The 22,532-nt window shown below is 35.8% G+C and carries 22 protein-coding genes; 4 read left to right on the top strand and 18 right to left on the bottom strand.

Going from position 1 to position 22,532, the window contains the following annotated elements:
- Window positions 1-2 precede the first annotated feature (2 nt).
- Both Q3V31_RS15710 and Q3V31_RS15705 read right to left on the bottom strand, forming a co-directional pair.
- Window positions 3-2,141: a peptidoglycan D,D-transpeptidase FtsI family protein gene (locus tag Q3V31_RS15710; protein WP_001249178.1), complete on the bottom strand. Its 2,139-nt coding sequence runs from the start codon at window positions 2,139-2,141 to the stop codon at window positions 3-5.
- A 243-nt stretch (window positions 2,142-2,384) separates the two neighbouring features.
- Window positions 2,385-3,110: an NAD-dependent protein deacylase gene (locus tag Q3V31_RS15705; RefSeq protein WP_001159149.1), complete on the bottom strand. Its 726-nt coding sequence runs from the start codon at window positions 3,108-3,110 to the stop codon at window positions 2,385-2,387.
- Window positions 3,111-3,396: 286 nt separating this feature from the next.
- Between Q3V31_RS15705 and Q3V31_RS15700 the strand changes: the two genes are divergently transcribed.
- Window positions 3,397-4,884, top strand: a complete 1,488-nt coding sequence (locus Q3V31_RS15700) for a peptide MFS transporter (protein ID WP_000660283.1) — start codon at window positions 3,397-3,399, stop codon at window positions 4,882-4,884.
- Between the two features lie 493 nt (window positions 4,885-5,377).
- On the opposite strand, the gene pcp is transcribed toward Q3V31_RS15700, so the two are convergent.
- From pcp to Q3V31_RS15665, 7 genes are all read right to left on the bottom strand, one after another.
- A complete protein-coding gene (pcp, locus tag Q3V31_RS15695; RefSeq protein WP_000859723.1) occupies window positions 5,378-6,025 on the bottom strand; it encodes a pyroglutamyl-peptidase I in 648 nt (215 codons plus the stop codon).
- Between the two features lie 16 nt (window positions 6,026-6,041).
- On the bottom strand, window positions 6,042-7,004 hold the full coding sequence (locus Q3V31_RS15690) for a DUF979 domain-containing protein (protein WP_001021645.1): 963 nt from the start codon (window positions 7,002-7,004) through the stop codon (window positions 6,042-6,044).
- 1 nt (window position 7,005) lies between these two features.
- The gene (locus tag Q3V31_RS15685; RefSeq protein WP_000593391.1) at window positions 7,006-7,701 is read right to left on the bottom strand and encodes a DUF969 domain-containing protein; all 696 of its coding nucleotides are present in this window, start codon (window positions 7,699-7,701) and stop codon (window positions 7,006-7,008) included.
- A gap of 173 nt (window positions 7,702-7,874) precedes the next feature.
- On the bottom strand, window positions 7,875-8,636 hold the full coding sequence (pxpA, locus tag Q3V31_RS15680) for a 5-oxoprolinase subunit PxpA (RefSeq protein ID WP_016129802.1): 762 nt from the start codon (window positions 8,634-8,636) through the stop codon (window positions 7,875-7,877).
- Window positions 8,637-8,654: 18 nt separating this feature from the next.
- Window positions 8,655-9,644, bottom strand: a complete 990-nt coding sequence (locus Q3V31_RS15675; protein WP_090813626.1) for a 5-oxoprolinase subunit C family protein — start codon at window positions 9,642-9,644, stop codon at window positions 8,655-8,657.
- A complete protein-coding gene (gene pxpB, locus Q3V31_RS15670; protein WP_016129803.1) occupies window positions 9,635-10,348 on the bottom strand; it encodes a 5-oxoprolinase subunit PxpB in 714 nt (237 codons plus the stop codon). Before pxpB ends, Q3V31_RS15675 begins: the two co-directional genes overlap by 10 nt.
- Before the next feature lie 14 nt (window positions 10,349-10,362).
- The gene (locus Q3V31_RS15665) at window positions 10,363-11,115 is read right to left on the bottom strand and encodes an IclR family transcriptional regulator (protein ID WP_016129804.1); all 753 of its coding nucleotides are present in this window, start codon (window positions 11,113-11,115) and stop codon (window positions 10,363-10,365) included.
- Between the two features lie 252 nt (window positions 11,116-11,367).
- On the opposite strand from Q3V31_RS15665, the gene Q3V31_RS15660 reads away from it, so the two are divergent.
- Window positions 11,368-11,781, top strand: coding sequence for a hypothetical protein (locus tag Q3V31_RS15660; RefSeq protein ID WP_000735603.1), 414 nt, complete (start codon window positions 11,368-11,370; stop codon window positions 11,779-11,781).
- A gap of 57 nt (window positions 11,782-11,838) precedes the next feature.
- On the opposite strand, the gene lepB is transcribed toward Q3V31_RS15660, so the two are convergent.
- On the bottom strand, window positions 11,839-12,390 hold the full coding sequence (gene lepB, locus Q3V31_RS15655; protein ID WP_000856369.1) for a signal peptidase I: 552 nt from the start codon (window positions 12,388-12,390) through the stop codon (window positions 11,839-11,841).
- Window positions 12,391-12,413: 23 nt separating this feature from the next.
- On the bottom strand, window positions 12,414-13,091 hold the full coding sequence (locus Q3V31_RS15650) for a copper homeostasis protein CutC (RefSeq protein WP_000889676.1): 678 nt from the start codon (window positions 13,089-13,091) through the stop codon (window positions 12,414-12,416).
- A gap of 187 nt (window positions 13,092-13,278) precedes the next feature.
- On the opposite strand from Q3V31_RS15650, the gene Q3V31_RS15645 reads away from it, so the two are divergent.
- Window positions 13,279-13,749, top strand: a complete 471-nt coding sequence (locus Q3V31_RS15645) for a hypothetical protein (RefSeq protein ID WP_090813656.1) — start codon at window positions 13,279-13,281, stop codon at window positions 13,747-13,749.
- 223 nt (window positions 13,750-13,972) lie between these two features.
- On the opposite strand, the gene Q3V31_RS15640 is transcribed toward Q3V31_RS15645, so the two are convergent.
- The 7 genes from Q3V31_RS15640 to Q3V31_RS15610 form a co-directional block, all read right to left on the bottom strand.
- On the bottom strand, window positions 13,973-15,121 hold the full coding sequence (locus Q3V31_RS15640; RefSeq protein WP_001218373.1) for an acyl-CoA dehydrogenase family protein: 1,149 nt from the start codon (window positions 15,119-15,121) through the stop codon (window positions 13,973-13,975).
- Window positions 15,122-15,275: 154 nt separating this feature from the next.
- Entirely contained in the window at window positions 15,276-15,908 is a 633-nt protein-coding gene (locus Q3V31_RS15635; protein WP_000662233.1) for a YdcF family protein, read from the bottom strand.
- Window positions 15,909-16,240: 332 nt separating this feature from the next.
- On the bottom strand, window positions 16,241-16,828 hold the full coding sequence (locus Q3V31_RS15630) for a GNAT family N-acetyltransferase (RefSeq protein WP_000452000.1): 588 nt from the start codon (window positions 16,826-16,828) through the stop codon (window positions 16,241-16,243).
- 159 nt (window positions 16,829-16,987) lie between these two features.
- The gene (locus Q3V31_RS15625; RefSeq protein WP_000609551.1) at window positions 16,988-17,368 is read right to left on the bottom strand and encodes a VOC family protein; all 381 of its coding nucleotides are present in this window, start codon (window positions 17,366-17,368) and stop codon (window positions 16,988-16,990) included.
- Between the two features lie 90 nt (window positions 17,369-17,458).
- Complete coding sequence (locus Q3V31_RS15620) at window positions 17,459-17,974, bottom strand: SRPBCC family protein (protein ID WP_000069876.1); 516 nt, start codon at window positions 17,972-17,974, stop codon at window positions 17,459-17,461.
- A 29-nt stretch (window positions 17,975-18,003) separates the two neighbouring features.
- Entirely contained in the window at window positions 18,004-18,348 is a 345-nt protein-coding gene (locus Q3V31_RS15615; RefSeq protein WP_000014568.1) for an ArsR/SmtB family transcription factor, read from the bottom strand.
- Window positions 18,349-19,118: 770 nt separating this feature from the next.
- Complete coding sequence (locus Q3V31_RS15610; protein ID WP_001289381.1) at window positions 19,119-20,447, bottom strand: YjiH family protein; 1,329 nt, start codon at window positions 20,445-20,447, stop codon at window positions 19,119-19,121.
- Between the two features lie 240 nt (window positions 20,448-20,687).
- Between Q3V31_RS15610 and Q3V31_RS15605 the strand changes: the two genes are divergently transcribed.
- The gene (locus tag Q3V31_RS15605) at window positions 20,688-22,502 is read left to right on the top strand and encodes an S-layer homology domain-containing protein (RefSeq protein WP_016129809.1); all 1,815 of its coding nucleotides are present in this window, start codon (window positions 20,688-20,690) and stop codon (window positions 22,500-22,502) included.
- The last annotated feature ends 30 nt before the right edge of the window (window positions 22,503-22,532 follow it).

Here is a 22,532-nt window from a genome sequence, read left to right as displayed (position 1 = left end):
GGCTATTGTGCTACTGGGACTGGACTTGCACCCGATCTCTGCGTTTTCAAATCAAAATATGCATCCAAAATCTCTTTACCAATTGTAGAATTAATACCTGATTTATCATTATTTACCCATGGCACAACAACAGAAAAAGCGACTTCCGGATCAGCGTCATATGGCGCATACCCGGCGAGAGTTAAATTATAACATTTTTTTCGATAGTTGTTTTCATCTCTTCCAATATCACTCTCTCCACCGTACACTGTCTCTGCTGTTCCTGTTTTTCCAGCCGGTTTATAAGGTAGTCCTTTAAAAGTTCCAGTACCGGTCCCATCTGCCTCTTGGAAAACCCTTCTAAATCCTTCTTTCACATGATTTATATATGAAAGGTCCATATCCACTCGATTTAACACGACTGGTTCCATCGATTGTATAACTTTTCCCACTTCCTCGGGTCTATTTGGTTGCTCTCTAATTTCTTGTACAATTTGTGGTTTCATTCGGTAACCGCCATTTGCAATCGTTGAAATATATTGAGCAAGCTGCAGTGGCGTATATGTATCATATTGTCCAATCGCGTAATCAAGTAAAAAACCAGGTATAGTATCAGTTCTACCCATTTGACCCATCGATTCATTTGGCAAGTCAATGCCAGTAGACACACCTAAACCAAATTGTCTAAAGTAATAGCGCATTTTATTGAATGTTTCTTGTTTAATATCTAACGGGTTGTTTGGTACATAATCAATACCTGCCATTTTTAAAGCTGTATTGAACATATATACGTTCGATGAAACTTGCAAAGCTCTTAAATCATCAATATCTCCAAAGTCTTTCCAAGATTTCTTCGGCTTCGAACTTCCTTTAAAGTACATTGGCGCATCAAAGAAATGCGTAAATGGCTTAATCGCTCCTGCTTGATATCCAGCTAATACCGTAGCTCCTTTCACCGTCGATCCTAACTCATACGAGCTTATCATCGTTCCTAAAGCGTAGTCTTCTATTTGCATCCCGCCGTCTTTATTTACAATTTTCTTTCCTGCTAATGATAGAATTTGACCATTTTTCGGATTCATCATAACGACGAATGCACGATCCATCATCGGTTCAGAAGAATGGAATGCCCTTAAATTCCTTTCAAGACTTTCCTCCACCTTTTTCTGTAAATCCATATCAACTGTTAACATTAAATTATTTCCACTTTTTCCTTGTGTCACTTTTTCAGTCCGAATAATATTTCCAGCTCTATCAGTAATATTTTTGGACTGTTCTTTCATTCCATGTAACACATCTTCGTATTGTTTTTCGATGTAACTCTTACCGATACGATCATTTCGGTTATAATCTCGTACTAAATAGTAGTCTAATTGTTCCCTTGGTAATCCTTCATTCTCACTCGAAACACTACCAAGTACGGAACGTAGTATTTTGTCATTTGGGTATTCACGCTCCCAATCCACAGTCGTATCTACGCCTGGCAAAATCGATAGTCTTTCACTCACTACTGCATATTCATTTTGACTTACATCTTTTTTGACGATTTGTGGCGTCATTTTATATCCCGCATTCATTTTGCTTTTAATTGCTAGTACTTCTATATCCTCTTTCGAAAGCTCGTTTAGTTCTTCCTGTGTAATTCTTTCTCGTCTCAACTCTTCTACTTTTTTGTCTAATTCTTTTCCTTCGATTTCCTGTTTCCTAAATTTACTCTCATCTTCTTTCGTTACTTTTGTTGCTGCACGTTTTTCGTTTAACTGCATCCAAAAATCTTTTTTATCTGTCTCTGTTAACTTGTCCATTTCTTCTTGCGGCATTTCGATTAGCTTTGCTAAATTTCTTGCCACTATTAAAACCTCTTTTGAGTCCACTCCTTTCATCTTCGTATATGTAACAGTTCGTAACGGTTTATTATTTACAATAACTTTCCCTTCCCGGTCAAACATCTTCCCTCTCGGAACTGGAGTACTCACCGTTACATCTTCCTTTTTATTCACTTCATTTCGATACGTTTCTCCGTCAATAATTTGTACTTTACCTAATTGAATAATAATAGCTGAAAATAAAAGAAAAACGATAAAAAATAGTACATTTAACCGAAAAGGAATATGAGTCTTTTTCTTTTTCGACTGTTTCTGCTTCTCCTTTTTCTGTCTCATTTTGCTCCCTCGCTTCATTCTTTTAACATTTCTGCGCAAAAATCATTATGTATTAAATTTATTTATATGATATATATAGAATTTTATATTAGTTACAAAAGAAAGAAAAGATTTAATTTTCAGTTTTTGTATTTTACAACCTATTTATTACCATTCCCCTTAATACGTAATAACATGAATATAATGCATACAAAAAACTGAGGTGGACATCAGTCACCTCAGTTTCTTTACGAAAACAAAAACTTATTTAATCGAAGATAGCCCTTTGGCAAATTCACCAATCTTATTTTGAAAAACAAAATCAAAATTATATTCTTGCCCTGTTAGTTCTTCATTTACTAAAATGGTTGTTGCTCCCACTTCCCTCTTTGCAATTTCTGGGAATGAAGCGACAGGCTGTACTTTCAGTGACGTTCCCATTACGAGAAGTACATCTGTTTCATATAAACGTTTGATCGCATTTTGATATTGAGGTAACGTATCTCCGTATAAAACAACATCTGGATTTAGAATGAAATTACATTTTTCACAACGCGGCACTTCATGATCAATCATATATTGTAAATCATATCCCGTTTTACACTTCGGACAATGCGCAGTTTGAAGTGTTCCATGTAAATCAATTACATGTTTACTTCCACCTACTTGATGCAAACCATCAATATTTTGCGTTAATATCGTTATGTCTTTCCCTCGTTCTTCTAGCTCAGCTAAAAAACGATGCCCACGATTTGGTTTATATTGATGAAACGTATTAATTTGAAATATTTCTTTATAATGCTTCCAAAATTCTTTCGGACTTCGGTTATAGTATCCTCTTGATAAGTACATCTCCACATTCGCATCAGCATACAATCCATTTGCTGAACGAAAATCTGGGATACCACTTTCTGTGCTTGCACCAGCACCTGTTAACACCGTAATTTTCTTTGCTTTTTCTAATATCGAACGTACTTCTTCAAATTGCACAAAAATCACCTCTATATATATTGCTATACTTATTATACCAGTTGTTTACAGAAGGTGTTGTATAATTCATTTTACTTACTTCATTGCATGAATTAAACCCAAACTTTTTGAGCGGAATTAAATTTTCAAAGATAACTACTGTTCAATTAAAATAAAGTTATCATTTAGAAAGCAGCCAGAAGGCTGCTTTTCTTCATCGGTAGGCTTAGATAGTTATGGACTACTGGAAGCCCCTTAAGTTATACTTGTATAATATCAAAAATTAACAAGGGGTAATATTAACATTATGAAAGAAAAAAACGAACTTGTTCAAAGTATTCCTCAAACAGGATTTTTTGGGCATCCAAAAGGATTATTCTCTTTATTCTTCACTGAGTTTTGGGAAAGGTTTTCTCATTACGGAATGAGAGCTATTTTACTGTATTATATGTACTATTCGGTCGCAAAAGGTGGATTAGGCATTGATCAATCTACCGCAACCTCGATAATGGCAATTTACGGTTCCTTACTGTTCATGTCTAGTATTATCGGTGGATGGATATCGGATCGTTTATTTGGTCCAAGTAAAACCGTATTCTTTGGTGGCGTTTTAATTATGATTGGCCATCTTATTTTAGCTTTACCGGGTAGTAAAAGTGCGTTATTTATCTCTATGGTCTTCTTAGTTCTAGGAACAGGGTTGTTAAAGCCTAACATATCGAACATCGTAGGAAGTTTATACAGTGAGACAGATGCGCGTCGTGACTCAGGGTTCAGTATATTCTACATGGGTATTAACTTAGGTGCCTTACTTGCACCTTTAGTTGTCGGAACATTAGGTCAGCAATATAATTTCCACCTTGGTTTTGGAGTTGCGGCAATTGGTATGGCAATTGGGTTAGGGGTATTTGTTGGAACAAAACAGAAAAACCTTGGTCTAGTCGGTACGCAAGTACCTAATCCATTATCAGATTCGGAAAGAAAAAAGACTATTAAGTATTTCAGTGTTGGTCTGGTTGTATTAACATTGCTAGGTGTGGTTACAATTCCAACTGGGTTGTTAACTATAAATCGTTTTACATTCCTGATTAGTATCTTAGGGATTGTTATTCCAGCCTATTATTTCATTTATATGTATCGTAGTCCTAAAACAACAAAAGTAGAGCAATCTCGTCTTCTTGCGTATATACCACTCTTTATTGCAGCTACAATATTTTGGTCTATACAAGAACAAGGTGCTATTATCTTAGCGACATACGCGGATCAACGAACTCAATTACAGTTCAATGGAATTACATTGCATTCCGCTTGGTTCCAATCATTAAGTCCAATCTTTATCGTAACGCTTGCCCCGATTTTTGCATGGGTTTGGATAAAGTTAGGCAAGAAGCAGCCTTCAACGGCAAAAAAATTCGCTATTGGATTGCTATTTGCAGGTTTATCATTCTTAGTTATGATTATTCCGGCTTTAATCAACGGTACTCACTCTTTAGTGAATCCTATGTGGTTAGTCCTTAGCTTCTTTTTAATTGTAATTGGAGAAGTTTGTTTATCTCCTTCAGGGTTATCAATAACGACGAAGCTGGCTCCAGCTGCTTTCTCTTCGCAAACCATGAGCTTATGGTTCTTATCAACTGCGTCTGCGCAAGCAATAAATGCCCAAGTTGTTAAACTGTATAATCCTGCAACAGAAGCAATTTACTTTGGTGTTATTGGTGCTATCTCCATTTTAGTTAGCATCCTGCTGTTTACATTATCATCAAAAATCCAAAATTTCATGAAGGGACTTCAATAACGGTCTCTTATTGAAATGAACAAATACAAGTTTCTATGTGAAGAGTAGCCAAGCGGGTTACTCTTTTTTGTAAAAGTTAGATAAATATTGCATTCTTACCGTACTTATATTTAAATTTATCAGTTTTGAAAAATCATAGTACAATTAACAATTCTGCTGATTATCTCTTACCCAGTTATACTTTACTAATGGCAAAAATTCACTCTGTTTGTTTTACATAAAAATGGTGTGATATTTTTTATCACACCATTTTAAAATCATTACTTTGTATGTCTTTGAGTTTATCAGAACTTAACTGTTTATCCATTCATATAGACGAAAATTCTACATCATTAAGAAACTATCTAAAAAGTTTCCTTTTATTCGGAACAATTCCATATTTGTTAGAATACTCCCATTGCAACCTTTCCCTTTATATTCTATACTGCGTCTTCAATTACAAAATACAAACACACAAAAAGGGCTGCATCAGCCCTCTTTAATCTACTATTATTTAATGCGTCGTACCCCCAATTTCCACAATATCCACCTCAACTTCCATCGCTACCTCAATTGCCAATTCTATACCTTTACTAATAGTAGAAAGTGACATACTCGGTTGACCTGGATAGTTGCTCGCTTGCTCTGGTAAGAACGGAATATGAACAAATCCGCCTTTTATTTTCTTATCATTCTTCTCTAGTTCGTGCATGAGTCCATAGAATAAATGATTACAAACAAATGTACCTGCCGTTTGTGAAACAGACGACGGTATACCTTCTTCACGAAGTTTTTTCACAATTGCTTTCATCGGAAGTGTAGACCAATACGCAATAGGTCCTTCTTCTACAACCGGCATATCCACCGGCTGATTTCCTTCATTATCAGCAATTCTTGCATCGTCAACGTTAATTGCTACACGTTCTATCGTAATATCTGATCTGCCCCCAGCTTGTCCAATACATATAATAATGTCGGGCGACAGCTCTTCTATATATGCTTTTAATACTTGTATCGATTTATGAAATACCGTCGGAACTTGCTTACTTATAATCTTGTACTCTCCAATTGTTTTTTCATGTAGACTTTTTGCTACTTCCCAAGCTGGGTTGATGCTTTCTCCGCCGAACGGATCAAATCCTGTTAATAATACTGTTTTCATAGTTTCACTCTCCTAATTAGAAACGATATACGAGGCCGTACATAATAAACATATTGATAATGAAAATGGAAAGAGCAATTGGTACTTGCGCTTTAATGACTGCATTTTTATCTTTCAGTTCTAAAAGCATCGCAGGTACGATATTAAAGTTTGCCGCCATTGGAGTAAGCAGCGTTCCGCAATATCCAGCAAACATACCTAGTGCTGCCATAATTGCTGGGTTTCCTCCGTGCATTTGTACAATTAAAGGTAAGCCGATTCCGCCAGTGATTACAGCAAATGCTGCGAATGCATTCCCCATTACGACTGTAAATAGCATCATTCCTAAACAATACGCCATAACAGCAACGAATGGATACTCTGTCGGTAACACTTGTCCGACTAGATCCGAAACGACTTGTCCTACGCCAGACTTCGCGAAAATACCGCCAAGTGCTGCTAACATTTGTGGTAAAATAACTGCCCACCCGACAGCCTGTAGTAACCTACTTCCTTCTTGAACAGGCGTTGTTATTTTCGCTTTTGTAATACGCATCGCCGCAATGAATGCGAGTAATGCCCCTAACGCTAATGCAACTAATGTTACTTTATCAGGATCAACAAGTGCGACATTTCCCCATTTGATTTTTCCTAACGTTAACGTTCCGATAATTGTAAAAATAGGTATTAATATTGCAGGCATAAAAATTTTATTTTTTAATTTCTCTGCATGTTTCACACGTTCTTGTACTGGTACTTCTTTCTCCTCGGATTTTGTTACTTTATTCAATGAAGCTAACACGACCATAGCGAGCACAATACAACCAACGTAAAACGAAGGTATTACATTTCCGAATATGAATGTAACTGCAAACAATGCCCAAAATAAGCTAGAACCAAATCGGTTTGGATGTTCACGATCAAATGCAATACGAACGGCAATAAATGCAACGATTATACCTAATACATAATAAATTGTATCCATTGTTATGATGTTCATCTTATATAGCCTCCTTCTCTTGTTTTTCTTCTGCTTTCATTGTTTTCTCTATATACTTATCAAACCTTCTAAACCTAATCCAGCTCACAATAAGGGCAGATATCGCAGTTGGAATTCCCCAAAGCGCCATATCCCATACACCGACATGCATACCTACTGAATCGAAGAATCCTTTCATTAATAAAATGGCTCCAGTTGCGATGAAAATATCTTCTCCGAAAAACCAAGCTGTATTTTCCGCGGCTGCTGCGTTTGCTTTAATCTTTTCTCTCAATTTTTCAGGGAGTTTACCATATTTACCTTGCGCAGCTCCTTCTGCCATTGGCGCAACAAGTGGTCTTACTGTTTGCGCATGCCCACCAATATTCAGTCCAAGTGCTGCTGATGATTCTCTTATCGTAAAATATGACATTAATACTCTTCCAGTTGTTGCGCCTTTTGATTTCGTTATAAGCGCTTCTGCCCTTTCTTTTAAACCATAACGCTCTAAAATTCCGATTACCGGTAAAGTTAATATGATTGGCATAGACATATATCTGTTTTCTATGAAAAATTTACCGAACATGCTGATTACATCATAAAAACTTAAGCCTGAAACCATACCAGTAACAATACCTGCAACCATTACTACTAACAGTGTATTTAATCTAAATAAAAACCCAACTGCAACAAGTAGTATCCCAATTAATTTAATCATTTCCAGCACTTCCCCTCATTTTTTATCCCGCATTAACGGGCAGTAAAACTCCCACCTCAAAATTCGGCTGGGGCAAAGAAATTTTGATGGGAGTCGGGCTGCCCATAAACGCCCGATTGGTACGGGCTAATAATCAGTGGGGGATGAACCTCCCCACTGATTAAAGTTTCACTTTATTTCGGTGCATTTATAGAAACACCGTTAAGTTCGAATGTTCTGTATATTTTCTCCGCAAATTGGACTGCTTTCTCCCCATCACCGTGTAAACATATCGTTTGCGCCTGAACTGCTACTTTTCCTCCATTAACAGCTTCTACATACCCTTCCTTTACCATTTGAAGCACTTGTTTTATCGCTTCATCTTCATTTTTTATAAGAGCATTTTCTTCTGTACGGCTCGTTAACGTTCCATCCTGCTTATACGTACGATCAGCAAAAGCTTCTTGTACGAGAGTTATATTATATTTTTCTGCTGCCTTTATAAACGCCTCACTATTCGCTAATCCGTAAAGTAATAATCTAGGGTTAATATGATAAATTGCCTTTGCGATTGCATCTGCAATTTCCGAATTAGTTGCCGCCATATTATATAAGGCACCGTGCGGTTTTACATGCTGCATTTTCCCTCCAGCAGCTTTAACAAATCCTTCTAATGCGCCAATTTGATATAAAACATAATCGTATACTTCACTTGCTGAAACATGCATGTTCCTTCTTCCAAATCCAATTAAATCAGGAAATCCAGGGTGTGCCCCTATTGCTACATTTTGCTGCAGGGCTTTTTCAACCGTTTGCCTCATAACGGACGGATCACCCGCATGAAAACCACAAGCAACGTTTATAGAGGAAACGAACGGAAGAATTTCATCATCATTCCCCATTTTATAAGCTCCAAAACTTTCTCCTAAATCACAGTTTAAATCGATCGTAGTCACGATGCTTTCCTCCTAATCTTAGCTTCGTAAAGCGATGAATTTCTTTAATAGACTCATACTTGTTTCCTGTTCTATATACAATTGTGCAGCTTCTTCCATAGTTATTTTTTCAAAAGTTACATAGTCTCCTGGTTTCAGCTGCGCTAGAAGAGGTAAATCTACTGAAATTACATTTCCAATTCTCGGATAACCACCTGTCGTTTGTCTATCCGCCATTAATATAATAGGCTGTCCACCATTCGGTACTTGAATTGTTCCGAATGTAACGGGGCTCGATAAAATTTCTATCTCTTCAGCTCTATTTAAAACATCTCCGTCAAGCCTATATCCCATTCGATCAGCATAATTGGATACTTTATACTCTTTCGAAAAAAACGCCTTTATACTTTCTTCTGTAAATTGATCATATTCAAAGTCTGTTATGACGCGAAGAATAGGATGCTTCTTATATTTTGGTAAAGCGTCATTACAAATTGCCCACTTCGTTTTTATACGCGCTTCTTCTTGTAAGTTTTGAATGAAACGACTCGCAACTTCTGCCCCTGTACCAATTTGAAAATAATCTCCTTTTTTCAGCATTCTCCCTTCGATACCGCCAAGAGCAGCACGTATGTAAGTACTTTTACTTCCCATCGTACAATCAATATTTATACCGCCCGCAAAAGTCACATATGCTCTGCAACCGCTTTTCGCTTTTCCGAGGCAAAGCATGCTTCCTTCTTCAGCTAATATAGGGCGCCATAATGGAATGCGCTCTCCATTTAATAACGGTTCCATATCTGCACCGCCAATTGCGAGCAATGTCGTTTTCTTTATTAACAATTTAGGTCCCATTATTGTAATTTCGAGTCCCGCCTCATTCTCTTCATTACCTACTAACATATTAATTATCCTGAGCGCATTCTTATCCATAGCACCGCCAACAGGTACACCGTATTGTTGATAATGAGATCGTCCTAAATCTTGGACTGTTGTAAACATTCCTGCATGCAAAACCTCTACATCCATTCTTTAGCCCCCTCAAGCGATACGTACTCTTCCTGTGTTATTGGTATAAATCGTAAATACATACCACTTTGAATATATGTTGGTGTTTCTTCTTTTGGATTAAATAGAGAAATAGGTGTTCGGCCGATAATATTCCATCCTCCTGGTGTTTCAAGCGGATAAATACCCGTTTGATTTCCGCCAATCCCTACTGAGCCAGGAGCAATTTGTAACCGTGGTGTTTCTTTTCTAGGTGTTTCTAGTTCTTTTGATAATCCCCCTAAATAAGGGAAGCCTGGCGTAAAGCCTAACATATACACGAAATATGTTGTTTCACTATGTATTCGAATAACATCCTCTACTTGTAATCCTTGATAATGTGCAACCTCTTCTAAATCAGGTCCATATTCTCCCCCGTAACACACTGGTATAGAAATATGTTTCACATCTCGGTTCACTTCTTCTTTATAAGAATCACACAGCTCCCGTATAAACTGGCAAACGTAATCATATGGTCTTATATTTCTATCATTTTCCTTCCATACTTCGTATAAATTGTAATAAACCGCTAATGAAGTAAACGACGGAACACATTCAACCATTCCTGCAAACGGATGTTGCTGCAGTGCTTGAAATAGTCGTTGTACTTTTTCGTATATATCCATCCCAATTTCTTCACCAAATGTAACAATAATTGCTTGATCCCCTAACGCAGAAAATTTCATCCCACTCCCTCTTTCTATGCCAAAAAGCCGAGTTCTTTCGAAATGCGGTTCGCTGTTTCTTTCACTTTCGCAGTAAAATACGTAATGTTACTTTCGCTATACTCAATTGCCAATCCCGAAATACTAATGCCTGCTACAACCGTTCCATCACTTGCAAAAATTGGAGCTGCTATAGCCGCTGTATGATTTTCTAATTCAGAATAACTAATTGTATATCCAGCTTGTTTTGCCATATGTAACACTTCTAGTAAATGCTCCTTATTCACAATCGTTCCATCTGCAAACTGCTTTAAATCCGTTTCCTCTACGTACTTTCTTTTCTCTTCCTCAGAAAAATACGATAGTAAAATTCTCGGACATGCCCCCGCATAAAGCGGTGCTCTTCTTCCAACCGCCGTATAAACACGTACTGGCTGAACTCCTTCCATCTTCTCAACGTAAATTGCGTCATTACCATCTTGAATAATTAAATTTACTGCTTGCCCTAAACTATCCCTAAGCTCTTTCATATAAGGAATCGCAATATTTCTTACGGATAACCTTTGGGAAACAAGTTGACCAAATCGTAAAAAAACGACTCCGAGACGATACTTGCCCTTTTCTGTTTTTTGTAAAAAGTCCATTTCTTCTAACGAACCAATTAAACGATAAACAGATGTTTTCGGCATATTCGTAAGCTGAACCATCTCTGTCAAACTTAGCTCCTCATGCTCATAAAACAACTCTAAAATATCCATTGTCTTAACTGCCGTTTTATTTATACTCATCCTATCTCCTTTTCGTTCCGAATTTCGGAACTTCAATTCCGTTTTTCGAAACAAACATATAATTTAAAATTATAAAATATTCTTTCAATTCTATCAATATATTTTTCGCGTATATTATCCGATATATTTTGTCAGTAATTTAAAAAACGTAAATAATTAAATACATTTGTAAATTTTCACATTAAGTTATTACATTTTTAATATGTTTATTTATTATAGTATATGTACAATAAAATATAAGGAGTGTTTCTTTTGAAAAAACTGCTAGTAATCCCTGCAATTATGTTATCTTTTTGTATAGGTTATAATGTAACATTTGCTACAAATGAAGATACTCATTCAAACTCTCCAATCGCTCAAAATCATAATATAGCGAATGAAGAAATTCATTTTTTTGGATCAAGTAATTCTGGATTTGACTATTCTAATGAGAATGACTTAAGTGTTTTTGTGAAAAATATAGGTGATTCTCCTTTTAATTACACTTTATATAACGCTAAAGGTTCTTGGATGATTGACGGAACTTTAAAACCTGGAGAACAAGCTATAAGTGAGTTCAGTATAAATTGGAGTGATTGGCTTCCTGACGGTGAATACAAGATTAAATTTAGAAATAATGATGGTTCTCTTTCAAAAGTTCAAATTATAGCAAAACCAAAAATTTAAATAAGTAGGACACAAAAAAAGTATGGAAGATTATATTTCTCCCATACTTTTTTTGCTTTATAACGCTCTCACTTGTTTCAACGGCCAGAAAACAGCTTGTCCTTTTCCGACAATTTCATCTTCTGAAATAAACCCAAACATACGACCGTCTTTTGAAACTTCACGATTATCTCCTAAAACAAATACTTGGCCTTCTGGTACTTTCGTTTTCCCTGTGATTTGTTCTAACGTAAAGTCTGGAGTTAATACACGGCCCGCTGCCTTTTCTTTAAATTCTTTTAAATACGGTTCTTCCATCGCTTTTCCGTTTACATATAAAACATCATCTTTATACTCAACTGTATCACCTGGTAAACCAATTACTCGTTTTACTAAATCGTACCCTTCTTTTCCATGGAAGACGATAACGTCAAAACGTTCTAATCCGTTTATACTATAACCAATCTTATTAACGAGAACTCGCTCATTATTTTCTAAAGTTGGCATCATCGACTCACCTTGTACTAATGACGGCGTAAATAGCACCCCGCGAACGATAAAGGCAATCGCAAGTGTAATACCTATCGTTTTAATCCATGAGATCAATTCTTTCTTCGTATTTGTCTTCATCGTCTCTCCTCTTTCTTACATATTTACTTTATTATTTCAACTAATTCTTGTACTAACTTTAGGTCAATTTCAGAAAAACATGACTTATCTTCTCTAACCGCTGTACCTACATGTGCCTGCGTAATTCCAGTCTCATCTAGCAATTGTTTTACATTCTCTTTCGTTACTCCGCTTCCGACAACAAGCTGTATATTCCCTTCACTTTCCTTTTGCATCTCTGTAAGTACCGGAATATTATCTACTACATTTCCTTGTCCACCTGAAGTTAACACGTGAGTAACTTTATTGAATTTCTTCAAAACTTTCATCGCTTCTACTGGATTTTCTGTATCATCTATCGCACGGTGATACGTTACATTTATTCCATCTACAACAGATAATAAATCTGCTAGTTGCTCTTCATCAACTTCATTTTGTTCATTTAACACACCTAATACAACACCAGCAGCCCCTAGATTTTGAGCAACTACAATATCTTCTTTCATCATTTCAATTTCTTCTTCCGTATATGTAAAAGACTTTGCATGCGGACGAATCATAACATGAACTGGTATTTGCACTGCTTCTACTGCTTTTTTTATAAAAGCATAGCTCGGTGTTAAACCACCTTCTGTATATGATGAAATGAGTTCAATTCGATTTCCACCAGCCTTTTCAATTCGCTTCACATCTTCTAAACAAGTTGCAATAATCTCTAGCATGAGATAACCTCTTTTCGTGCTTTTTTCTTATTATACAGTAGGTGAAATAAGAAACATAGCATTCCACTATAAAACTATAAAAAGAAGAATGAAAAGAAAGATTTTTCAAATTGATAATAAATGTCATATATGTTATGTTTTTCTTGGGATTATACATTATTATATTTTTATAAAAGGAGATACATATATGCTTCTTACAAAAAAACAGTTCGTTATCTCTAGTTCATTTATTGTAATTACATCACTTTGCGCGATTACTTTTTTAACAAAACCAAATACAAAACTAGATTCCTCAACTTCAAGTATAGAAACAGAAACAGTTACCCTTTCATCAAGCAATAAAGAAGAAATCCGAACATTTCATTCATCTTCATTTAATAATTCAACTGTATTCAGAGGTGGCACAGGTACTGGTTTTGACTTTAGCGGCCAAGGTGACTTACATATTACAATTAAAAATACTGGTACAAACAGTTTTACTTATTCAATTAAATTCAAAGAAGATCGTTTAGTAAAATACACGTTACAGCCAAATGAAAGTAAATCCTTTACTTTACGTTCACTCATCGCCAATCCTTTACCAGGTGATTATTCATTATTTGCACATAATCAAGACGGTTCTGAAAGTAGTATGAATCTTGAAGTGCAACCCCAATAGAACAAAATAAAAAGGCTATCCTCTTATCAAAAGGGTAGCCTTTTTATTTTGTAAAACGAGAGCTTTCTCTCCTTTGAACAATGACATACTACATGGAATTATATCAATGATTTTTCGAATATATCTGTCTCAACTCTAAATATATCAATGATTCAACATAGAGTATCAATTCACCGACAACAAAAAGTCTGCTCCAGAACGGAACAGACTTTATATTTCTTCATTACGACCGAAACGCCGCATCCGCCAGCATAGATAGTGTTGCATCATCCATCGGCGGATTGTGTAGTCCTGCTCTGACGTTTAAATAATAGCGATGAAGCGGATTTTTTTCTGATAAACTTTTCGCGCCTACGATGCGCATTGCTTTATCTACAATAGATATTGCCGCGTTCGTGACAACATATTTCGCTGCTGCTAGTTCGGCTTGCAATAATAATTTATCTTCTGCCTCATCGTATTTTTTCGCAATTTGATATAAAAAGACGCGAGCTTGCATAAGCTCAAGTTCTAATTCTCCAACTAATCTTCTAACATTTGGTAATAAACTTATAGAATGATTTAAACTGTTTGGCTTGTATGATACCGCAAACTGAACTGCATAATTTCTTGCTGATTGCGCAATTCCTAAATAACATGCTGGTATATGTAGCAACCAGCCAATACCCTTTTGTTTCACTTTCCCGCCCCATACATCCGTAAAAAAGCGGTTCTCTATCTCTACATTTTGTAAAACGAGATCATGGCTCGCAGTTCCTCGCATTGCGATACTATCCCACGTTTCTTCAATTGTTACGCCTATCGTATTCTTCGGAATAACAAACTCTCCGATTTCTTCTCGGCCTTCAATACTTGCTGAAATGATAAAATAATCAAGTACTGGTGCCATTGTCGTAAACGTTTTTCTTCCATTTATAATCCACTTCTCACCTTTTTGGACAGCTAACGTCTCTGGTTTCCCGCCGCGCGTAGGACTCCCCGTATTCGGTTCTGTTGCAGCTCTATTAAAAAGCGCGCCATTACGCACTTCTTCACAAAACCAAGTGAACATTTCTTCATTCCAAGAATGATTTTCAGCTAACTCTTTTACGATGCCAAGATGCCATCCAATCGATAATGCGGTAGCACCGCAACCTTCTGCTATTTTCTCTTGAAATAAAACGAAGTCATATAAAGAAATCGCATTGCCTCCCACTTCTTTTGGCAACGTTAATTTCGTATATCCGATATCTTTCAAATTATTAATATTTTCATACGGAAATGCTCCTAATTCACTTAGTTGATGCTCCCTTTCCATGAACTTCGGAATCAATTTATTTATTTGTTCAATAATTAAAGATTGTTCTTCTGTTTCAACAAATGAGAGTGCCATACTATAATCTCCTTTTATGTTCGATTCATAAACCGTTCATTTTGTCATTATGATTATATGAAGCTACCTCTCTATTGTTTCACTATTCCGATAAAAATACAATGTTTTTGAACAATAAGAAAATCCCCTATTAAAGATAGGTTCTTTCCTTATATTAATCTCCTTTCAATGCCTTTAATGGCAATGAGGTTACATATCCAATATACGAGCATAATTCTTTAAAAAAGAATGGAATCTCTGTATCTAACGTTTTATACGCTGACGTTGGAGTTGGTGATGCATACGCTTCAATTTTAATATGTTTTGCAATTCTCATCGCACGTTTCATATGAAGTGGATCACTTACAATCGTATATGTGCGTATTCCGTTCTCTATTCCAACTTGCTTTGCATTCTTCAAATTATCCTCTGTGAAAAGGGATTTTGTTTCAATTAAAATATCCTCTTCCTTTACACCATGTTTCATTGCATACACTCTAGCAGTACGAGCTTCTTCAAGCTCTGCCTCAAACTTTGTACCACCTGTGAAAATAATCTTTTTAATATTACCGTTCTTATATAATGAAATTGCATGATTAATTCTCTCTTTAAATACAGGAGATGGTTTTCCGTTCCATGAAGCTGCTCCCAGCACGATACCAGCATCTGTCTTCATTCCATCATCTGTTTTAAAGCGATAACTCCAAATATCGTAAGCTGCATAACTTACATATAAAATAATAGAACAAATCATAAGCAAGAATACTTGCAAGATTCTTCTTTTCTTACTCTTCTTATTTTCTTTCATTTATAACTGCCTCCGCACATCATCCATACTTCTATATAAAAACGTATATATCAAATCATTTTGTTTGAATTTGTTTAAAAGAAGGAATTTTTCTTGTCATATATATTCATTAAAGGGTTTTCATTTAAAATTGAGGATTATCAATTCATTTTTCGTTTGCGGTTTTCATTACATTTATGTAATTTATAAGTTTATTACCATACAACTACATTGTAACGAATTTTTTATCATAATGGAATGATGAAACAAAAGTAAATAAAAGAAGTAACTGTTTTGTAAGAAAAAAGGTATATTTTTCAACTAGACGATCAATACACCTTTCTTAATATAAATTATCGTTTTTCTTTATACGATTCTAATTTTTCTAATAACCGTTCCTTTACGGCTGGCCATTCACTTGCAATAACACTGTATACAACTGCATCTCTAACATGCCCACTCGGTAATTTTCTTTCGTTTCTAAGTACACCCTCTTTTACTGCGCCGAGTCTTTCAATTGCTCTTTGTGCTTTTTCATTTCGTGCATCCGTCTTAATTTGTACTCTCCGCATATGCAACTTTTCAAAAGCATATTGTAATAACATGTACTTACATTCTGTATTCATACTCGTACGTTGCACACTTGGGTCATACCACGTTTTCCCTAATTCTACCGTCTTATCTTCCACTGAAATGTTATATAGGCGTGTACTCCCTACTATTTCATTCGTCTTTTGATCCACAACAACAAATGGTAAATCCTTCCCTGCCCCATAAGCTTTTATCGCCTTTTGAACATATTGCTGCATATCTTGAACAGTATCCATTTTAGAGATTAAATACGCCCAAATGTCTCGATTTCCTTCCACGATTGAAAACATTTTTTCGACATCATTGCTATCCATTAACCGTAACTTTGCTCTTTCGTGAATTACTTCCATTTTTAAGCCCCCTTTGTTGTAACTATATCATACTCTATTAATATTTAATCGTTATATAGGAATATAAAATTATATTTATGTTAAGGAATATAATATATTTTTAAAATAAAAAATGCGATGCCTTTATTCAAGCATCGCACTCATAAATTGAATTGAAACTTACTTCTTTTCCATTACTGCAAAATAATTATTTTCGCTATCTGCAAAATTAAATATTCTACCTGAAGGCATATTTACAATTTCTCCGACTGTAACGTTTTTGTTTACTAAATCACTATATAAACTATCGAATTCTTTTGAGAAGAACATTAAAGAAGGTGTACCAAGATTTAACTCCGGCTGCATTTTAGCAATTAGCTCCTTATTATGGAGAATAATACTTGTTTCAGCTTCTTTAGTTGGAGCAATTTCAATCCATCGCATTCCTTGACCGTTATCTTCCTCTGAAATTACAATAAATCCTACTTTTTCTGTCCAGAATTCCTTCACTTCATCTTGGTTATTTACATACAACATGATTTGACCAACATTATTAATCATTTATTTTAACGCTCCTTTATAAACAATTTTTATTAAACTCCATACACTTACATCTAATTATCACCGAAAATAAAGTTGTGGTACAAAAATCTATTTCAGCGACTCCAATCGCTCGTTCAAACGATCCCAAGTTTCGGTGATACCTTGTAGCATGCCCATGTCCATAACAGTCTTAAGAGCTTCTTCGGAAACATATTCTGCACGGTTTATTAGCTTTGTCTTTCCACCTAAATCGATGAATTCCAATGTCATCTCGGTTGACGGCATAGAATCATTTACATTGCCTTCAGCATCCGAAAAGTAATCGGTGTAGACAATTTTCTCTGGCTCAATAATCTCTTTATAAATTCCTTTGCCCCATGATTCCATACCAAAAAATTGCCCCAGGTTCTGATCAACACACTTCATACAGTAGTGCCAAACGCCTCCCGGACGGAAGTCGACAGTGCATGCAGGAACTTCCCAGCCCCTTGGTCCCCACCAGTGTTTCAAATGCTCTGCCTCTTTAAACATACTGAATACAAGATCACGCGGCGCATCGAAAACGCGCTCCAGTACTAATACCCGATCGTTCTCTACTCTCGATACCATTGTATTGTTTGACATTTTAATTCCTCCTTAAATATGAACTGATTTTATGACTTTTCCTTGTTTTGCAATTCCTTCAAATACTCATCTAAATTATCGAATCGCTCTTCCATCACACGCTTAAATGACTGCACCCAACAATCCAGTGCTTGGAAAGGCTCAGGTCGGAGCTTATAAATCCGGCGATTAGCTTCAGCCTGCACTTCCACAATCCCTGTATCGCTTAACACTTTTAAATGTTTCGAAGTTTGTGGTTGCCTTAATCCCAAATGTTCGGCGATTTCCCCAACGGTTAAGGGACCGTCACGCAAGAGTTCAACGATATTCATACGATTCGGTTCAGATAAAGCGCTCAACGTCGTCATATTCACACCCGGAATTTTCCCCGACATATCACTCACCTCGTTAAGTGATGGTCTCCGGTTATAACACATCAATATCATCACTAATATTATTTTCCTGTTGAATCGATTATACCCAAATAGGAATATTCCCGTCAAGGAATATTCAAAGCTAAAGTAATATCAAATCGTTACTTAATAATAAGAATGGATTAAAAACATTTCACAAACCTATGTTTTACGATAAAGTGATGCTTTAGTCAGTGGGTTTGGGGACAATTTCCGCGAAGGCTTTGTTTTTATTTGGTCCAAGAAAGCTTTAACACTTTTTAACGCTATAGTATTTTTTGTCATATTTTTATTTGATAGGTTAGGTGCTTTAGTCGGAGCTATAACCATTGGAAAATGGGGAAATACAATAAAAAAAATGAATATCTTAAACGGTTCGGCCTTTTATCGAGCAATTATTTTTATGGTTAATCATTTTGGTTTTTATTGGTATATTTATCACTTCTATCTCTGTATGCTATAGTTACTTACTTCAAATCTAAACCCCTGCAATATTAATGGAAAAAGTAATTACAATGGTGCACGGCGCTATGGTTATTTCACCTACATTAGGTTCACTTTTAGCCCTATGGATAAAGTTTTTCTACTCGCAGGAGTTTTAATCACAAATATCGGTATAATTATATACTTAGCTAATACGTTATTTATGAAAAAATCATCTAGAGTTACTTTGGAACATAATTAACGTTATGCCATTTTCTGATTTGAATAATCAGAAAATGGCATAACTTCAGAAACTTAACGCTACATGTTTAAAGTAACAAATAAGCAATCGGCGTAATAATTAGCAACGTTAATATCGTTCTTTGTACATAGAGAATAATAAGTTCCGATACTTTTAACGGAATGTCTGTCGATAAAATACAAGGAATGGAAGCTGAGAAAAACAATATAGATGATACCGAAACAACCGCAATGACAAACTTTGTTACAAGCGGTGCACTTACAACTAAAAGAGAAGGTAAAAACATTTCTGCGATACCAACGGATGCCGCTTTAGCAGCTAGTTCCGCTTCTGGAAGCTGTAAAGCCCATGTAAATGGATAAAAAATATAACTAATCCAATCAAATATTGGCGTAAACTTTGCTAAGACGATGCCAATTAGTCCTACTGACATAATCGATGGTAATATTCCCATCGTCATTATAAATCCGTCTTTTAGGTTCACTGCGATATTTTTCATAATGCCCGGTGCAGATTTTGACACTTCTAATGCATCTTCCCAAGCACGTTCTAGCATTTTTTCTTTATAAACAGGCTCTGGGAACCCTTCTTTCGTAATGTATGTATCTGGTTTTCTACTAAGAGGCGGGATTCTTACGGTGATAGCGGTCACGATGAATGTTACAACAAGAGTAGTCCAAAAATAAACATTCCATAAATGCATAATGTCTAATGTTTTTGCGATGATGATCATAAATGTAGCGGATACTGTAGAAAAACCTGTAGCGATAATTGCTGCTTCTTTCGTCGTATACTTTCCTTCTTTGTACACGCGATTCGTAATAAGAAGTGCAAGCGAATAACTCCCCACAAAGGAAGCAACCGCATCGATTGCTGAGCGCCCAGGTGTTTTCCATAACGGTCTCATAATCGGACGACAAAATGTGCCGATAAACTCAAGCAATCCATACCCGACTAATAACGCTAAAAATGCCGAGCCAATTGGTACGAGTAAACTTACTGATATAACTAACTTCTCATACAAAAACGGTCCAACATCTGGCGCAAAGAACCAAGCTGGTCCTACTTTCAAACAATATAATACTCCAAAAACAACACCTACTATTTTTAAAATAGAAAAACAAATATCTACAATAGATACATTCCATTTCTTCGTATAAAATGGATAAATCGCACCAATTATCATTACAAGTAATGCGTAATACGGTACTACAGAAGGAACTGAAGTCCGAATCCACGATACGATATGATCAATCATAATGGACGAAGCACCATTTATCGTAACTGGTACGAAAAACATAAACACCCCTACTAAACTAGCAAGTATAAACCGAAGAATAATCCCCTTCTCTCGCCCTGTCTTAATTACATTCCTTTTTAATTCAATTTCACTCAAAATTCGACACCTCCTATTATCTAAATATTCTGTATAATTATATTGAATTCCTCCTTATTGATCGAAAATTAAACAAGTAATAATCTTACTTTTTCATTGTCAATCTCCAAAAGTTATCATATAATGTTCTTCGGTAATGTTACATATACATATTAAAAACATATAATTAGTAACGGACTATTTTCTTTTGTTAATTTATTCATTAACTTAACATACATAAAATTAAAGGAGAATGTACAATTGAAAACAATAAAAATAACTATGGCAAGCGCACTGCTACTTGGTGCTATCATCGCTCCATCTAGTTCTTTAGCTGTGAGTGAAACTGTAACACAAGAAAATAATGCGCAGTTGGAGATTTACGAAGACGAAGACGATTACTACTATCAGTTTCCTGATGTTATGGGCTGGGCAAAGCCGTCCGTTGATTATTTAGTAAAGAAAAAAGTCTTATCTGGCTTACCAGACCGTACATTTGGACCTAATCTTGAAATCGATAGAGCTTCTGCCGCAATTATCATGGCAAAAATATTAAACTTACAAATAGACGCTTCAGCTAAGCCATCATTTAAGGACTCTCAAGACCATTGGGCTACTCCTTATATTGCTGCAGTTGAGAAAGCTGGGATTATTAAAGGAGTAGGTAATGGGAATTTCAATCCTTCTGGAAAGCTAACGAGAGCTGCTATGGCTTCTATGCTTGCTCATTCATATAACTTAGATAAAAAATCTACTGAACTATTACCTACTGTATTTCAAGATTTAAAAGGTCACTGGAGTGAAAAGTCGGCCAATCTTCTTGTTGCTCTTGGTATTTCAGCGGGTTATGGTGGTAGTCATTGGTATCCAGATAACACTATTACCCGTGCAGAAGCTGCAAGTTTAGTTGCCCGCACAGACCAATCGAAAGATAAAGAAATTAAATTAAAGCAAGTTACTATGAAACAAAATTATTTTATTTATCCTGAATCCTCTCTTCATTCAGGTATACTTGCTGAATATGCACCACAAACCGTTACTGTATTTGATGAATCTGAAAACGGATGGATTAAAATAGCTACGGATCATGGGTTAAAGTGGACACCATTACAAGAAAAACAAATGTATATTGATATAAATTTTGTTACCTTTGATAGACCGTCAAGAACAGGATACGTGGTTGGTAAGTATCCCCCTCAAACTGTAACAGTCGTTGAAGAAAATAGTATCTGGTTAAAAATTCGCACTAGCGAAGGTCTTCAATGGATGAATCCATACTTAAAAGAGGGTGAAGGAAAAGAACTAACATACATACCGAGAGAATTTTTCGCTTACGATAGCCCTAGTTTTTCTTCTAGAGTATCTGGAAAATATGCTCCACAAGGTGGCATAGAAGAATTAGCTAAGAGAGATGACGGATGGGTACAAATTCGTACAGATAAAGGTCCAAAATGGGTAAATATGTCTTATCTCTTACGTCCAAAGCTTCTCTTAAATGTTCCTGCCATTAATCAATTACCGGAACTACAAAAAGGAAGTACAGTTGTTTCACTGCAAATGCTTTTAGAATACTACACAGGACGTTCATTAAATAAAGTAGAATTTGCTAATCAAATGCCATTTGATACAACGCGACAACAGATCAATGGAGATGGAAAAATTACAGTTTGGGGTGATCCAGACATTGGATTCGTTGGTGACGTAAGAGGAATAAGATATGGTTACTCTATTAACCCAGCACCATTGAAACAATTACTTGATAAGCATGCAAGAGGTACAGATTTAACAGGACAGGATTTCTCTGTATTAGAAAGCTATGTACGTAATGGTAAACCAGTTGTAGCGTGGGTAGGGAACAGAATAACTGCTCCGCAACTAGAACACACTTGGCAAACACCTCAAGGAAAAACCGTAAATGGATACAGAAATGCACATACTATTATCATAACTGGTGTAGATGATCGTAACATTTACTATAATGACCCATTAGAAGGTAAAAAAGACCAACCAATGGTAAAATCCCGATTTGAGCATAGTTATAATCAAATGGGTAAAAAAGCTTTAAGTATCGATTAATAAAAAAGCCTATTTTGATTGCATGATTCA

Origin of the sequence: Bacillus nitratireducens (genome assembly GCF_036320425.1) — a bacterium.
GTDB lineage: Bacteria > Bacillota > Bacilli > Bacillales > Bacillaceae_G > Bacillus_A > Bacillus_A nitratireducens.
This window is presented reverse-complemented; position numbering and strand designations above follow the sequence as displayed.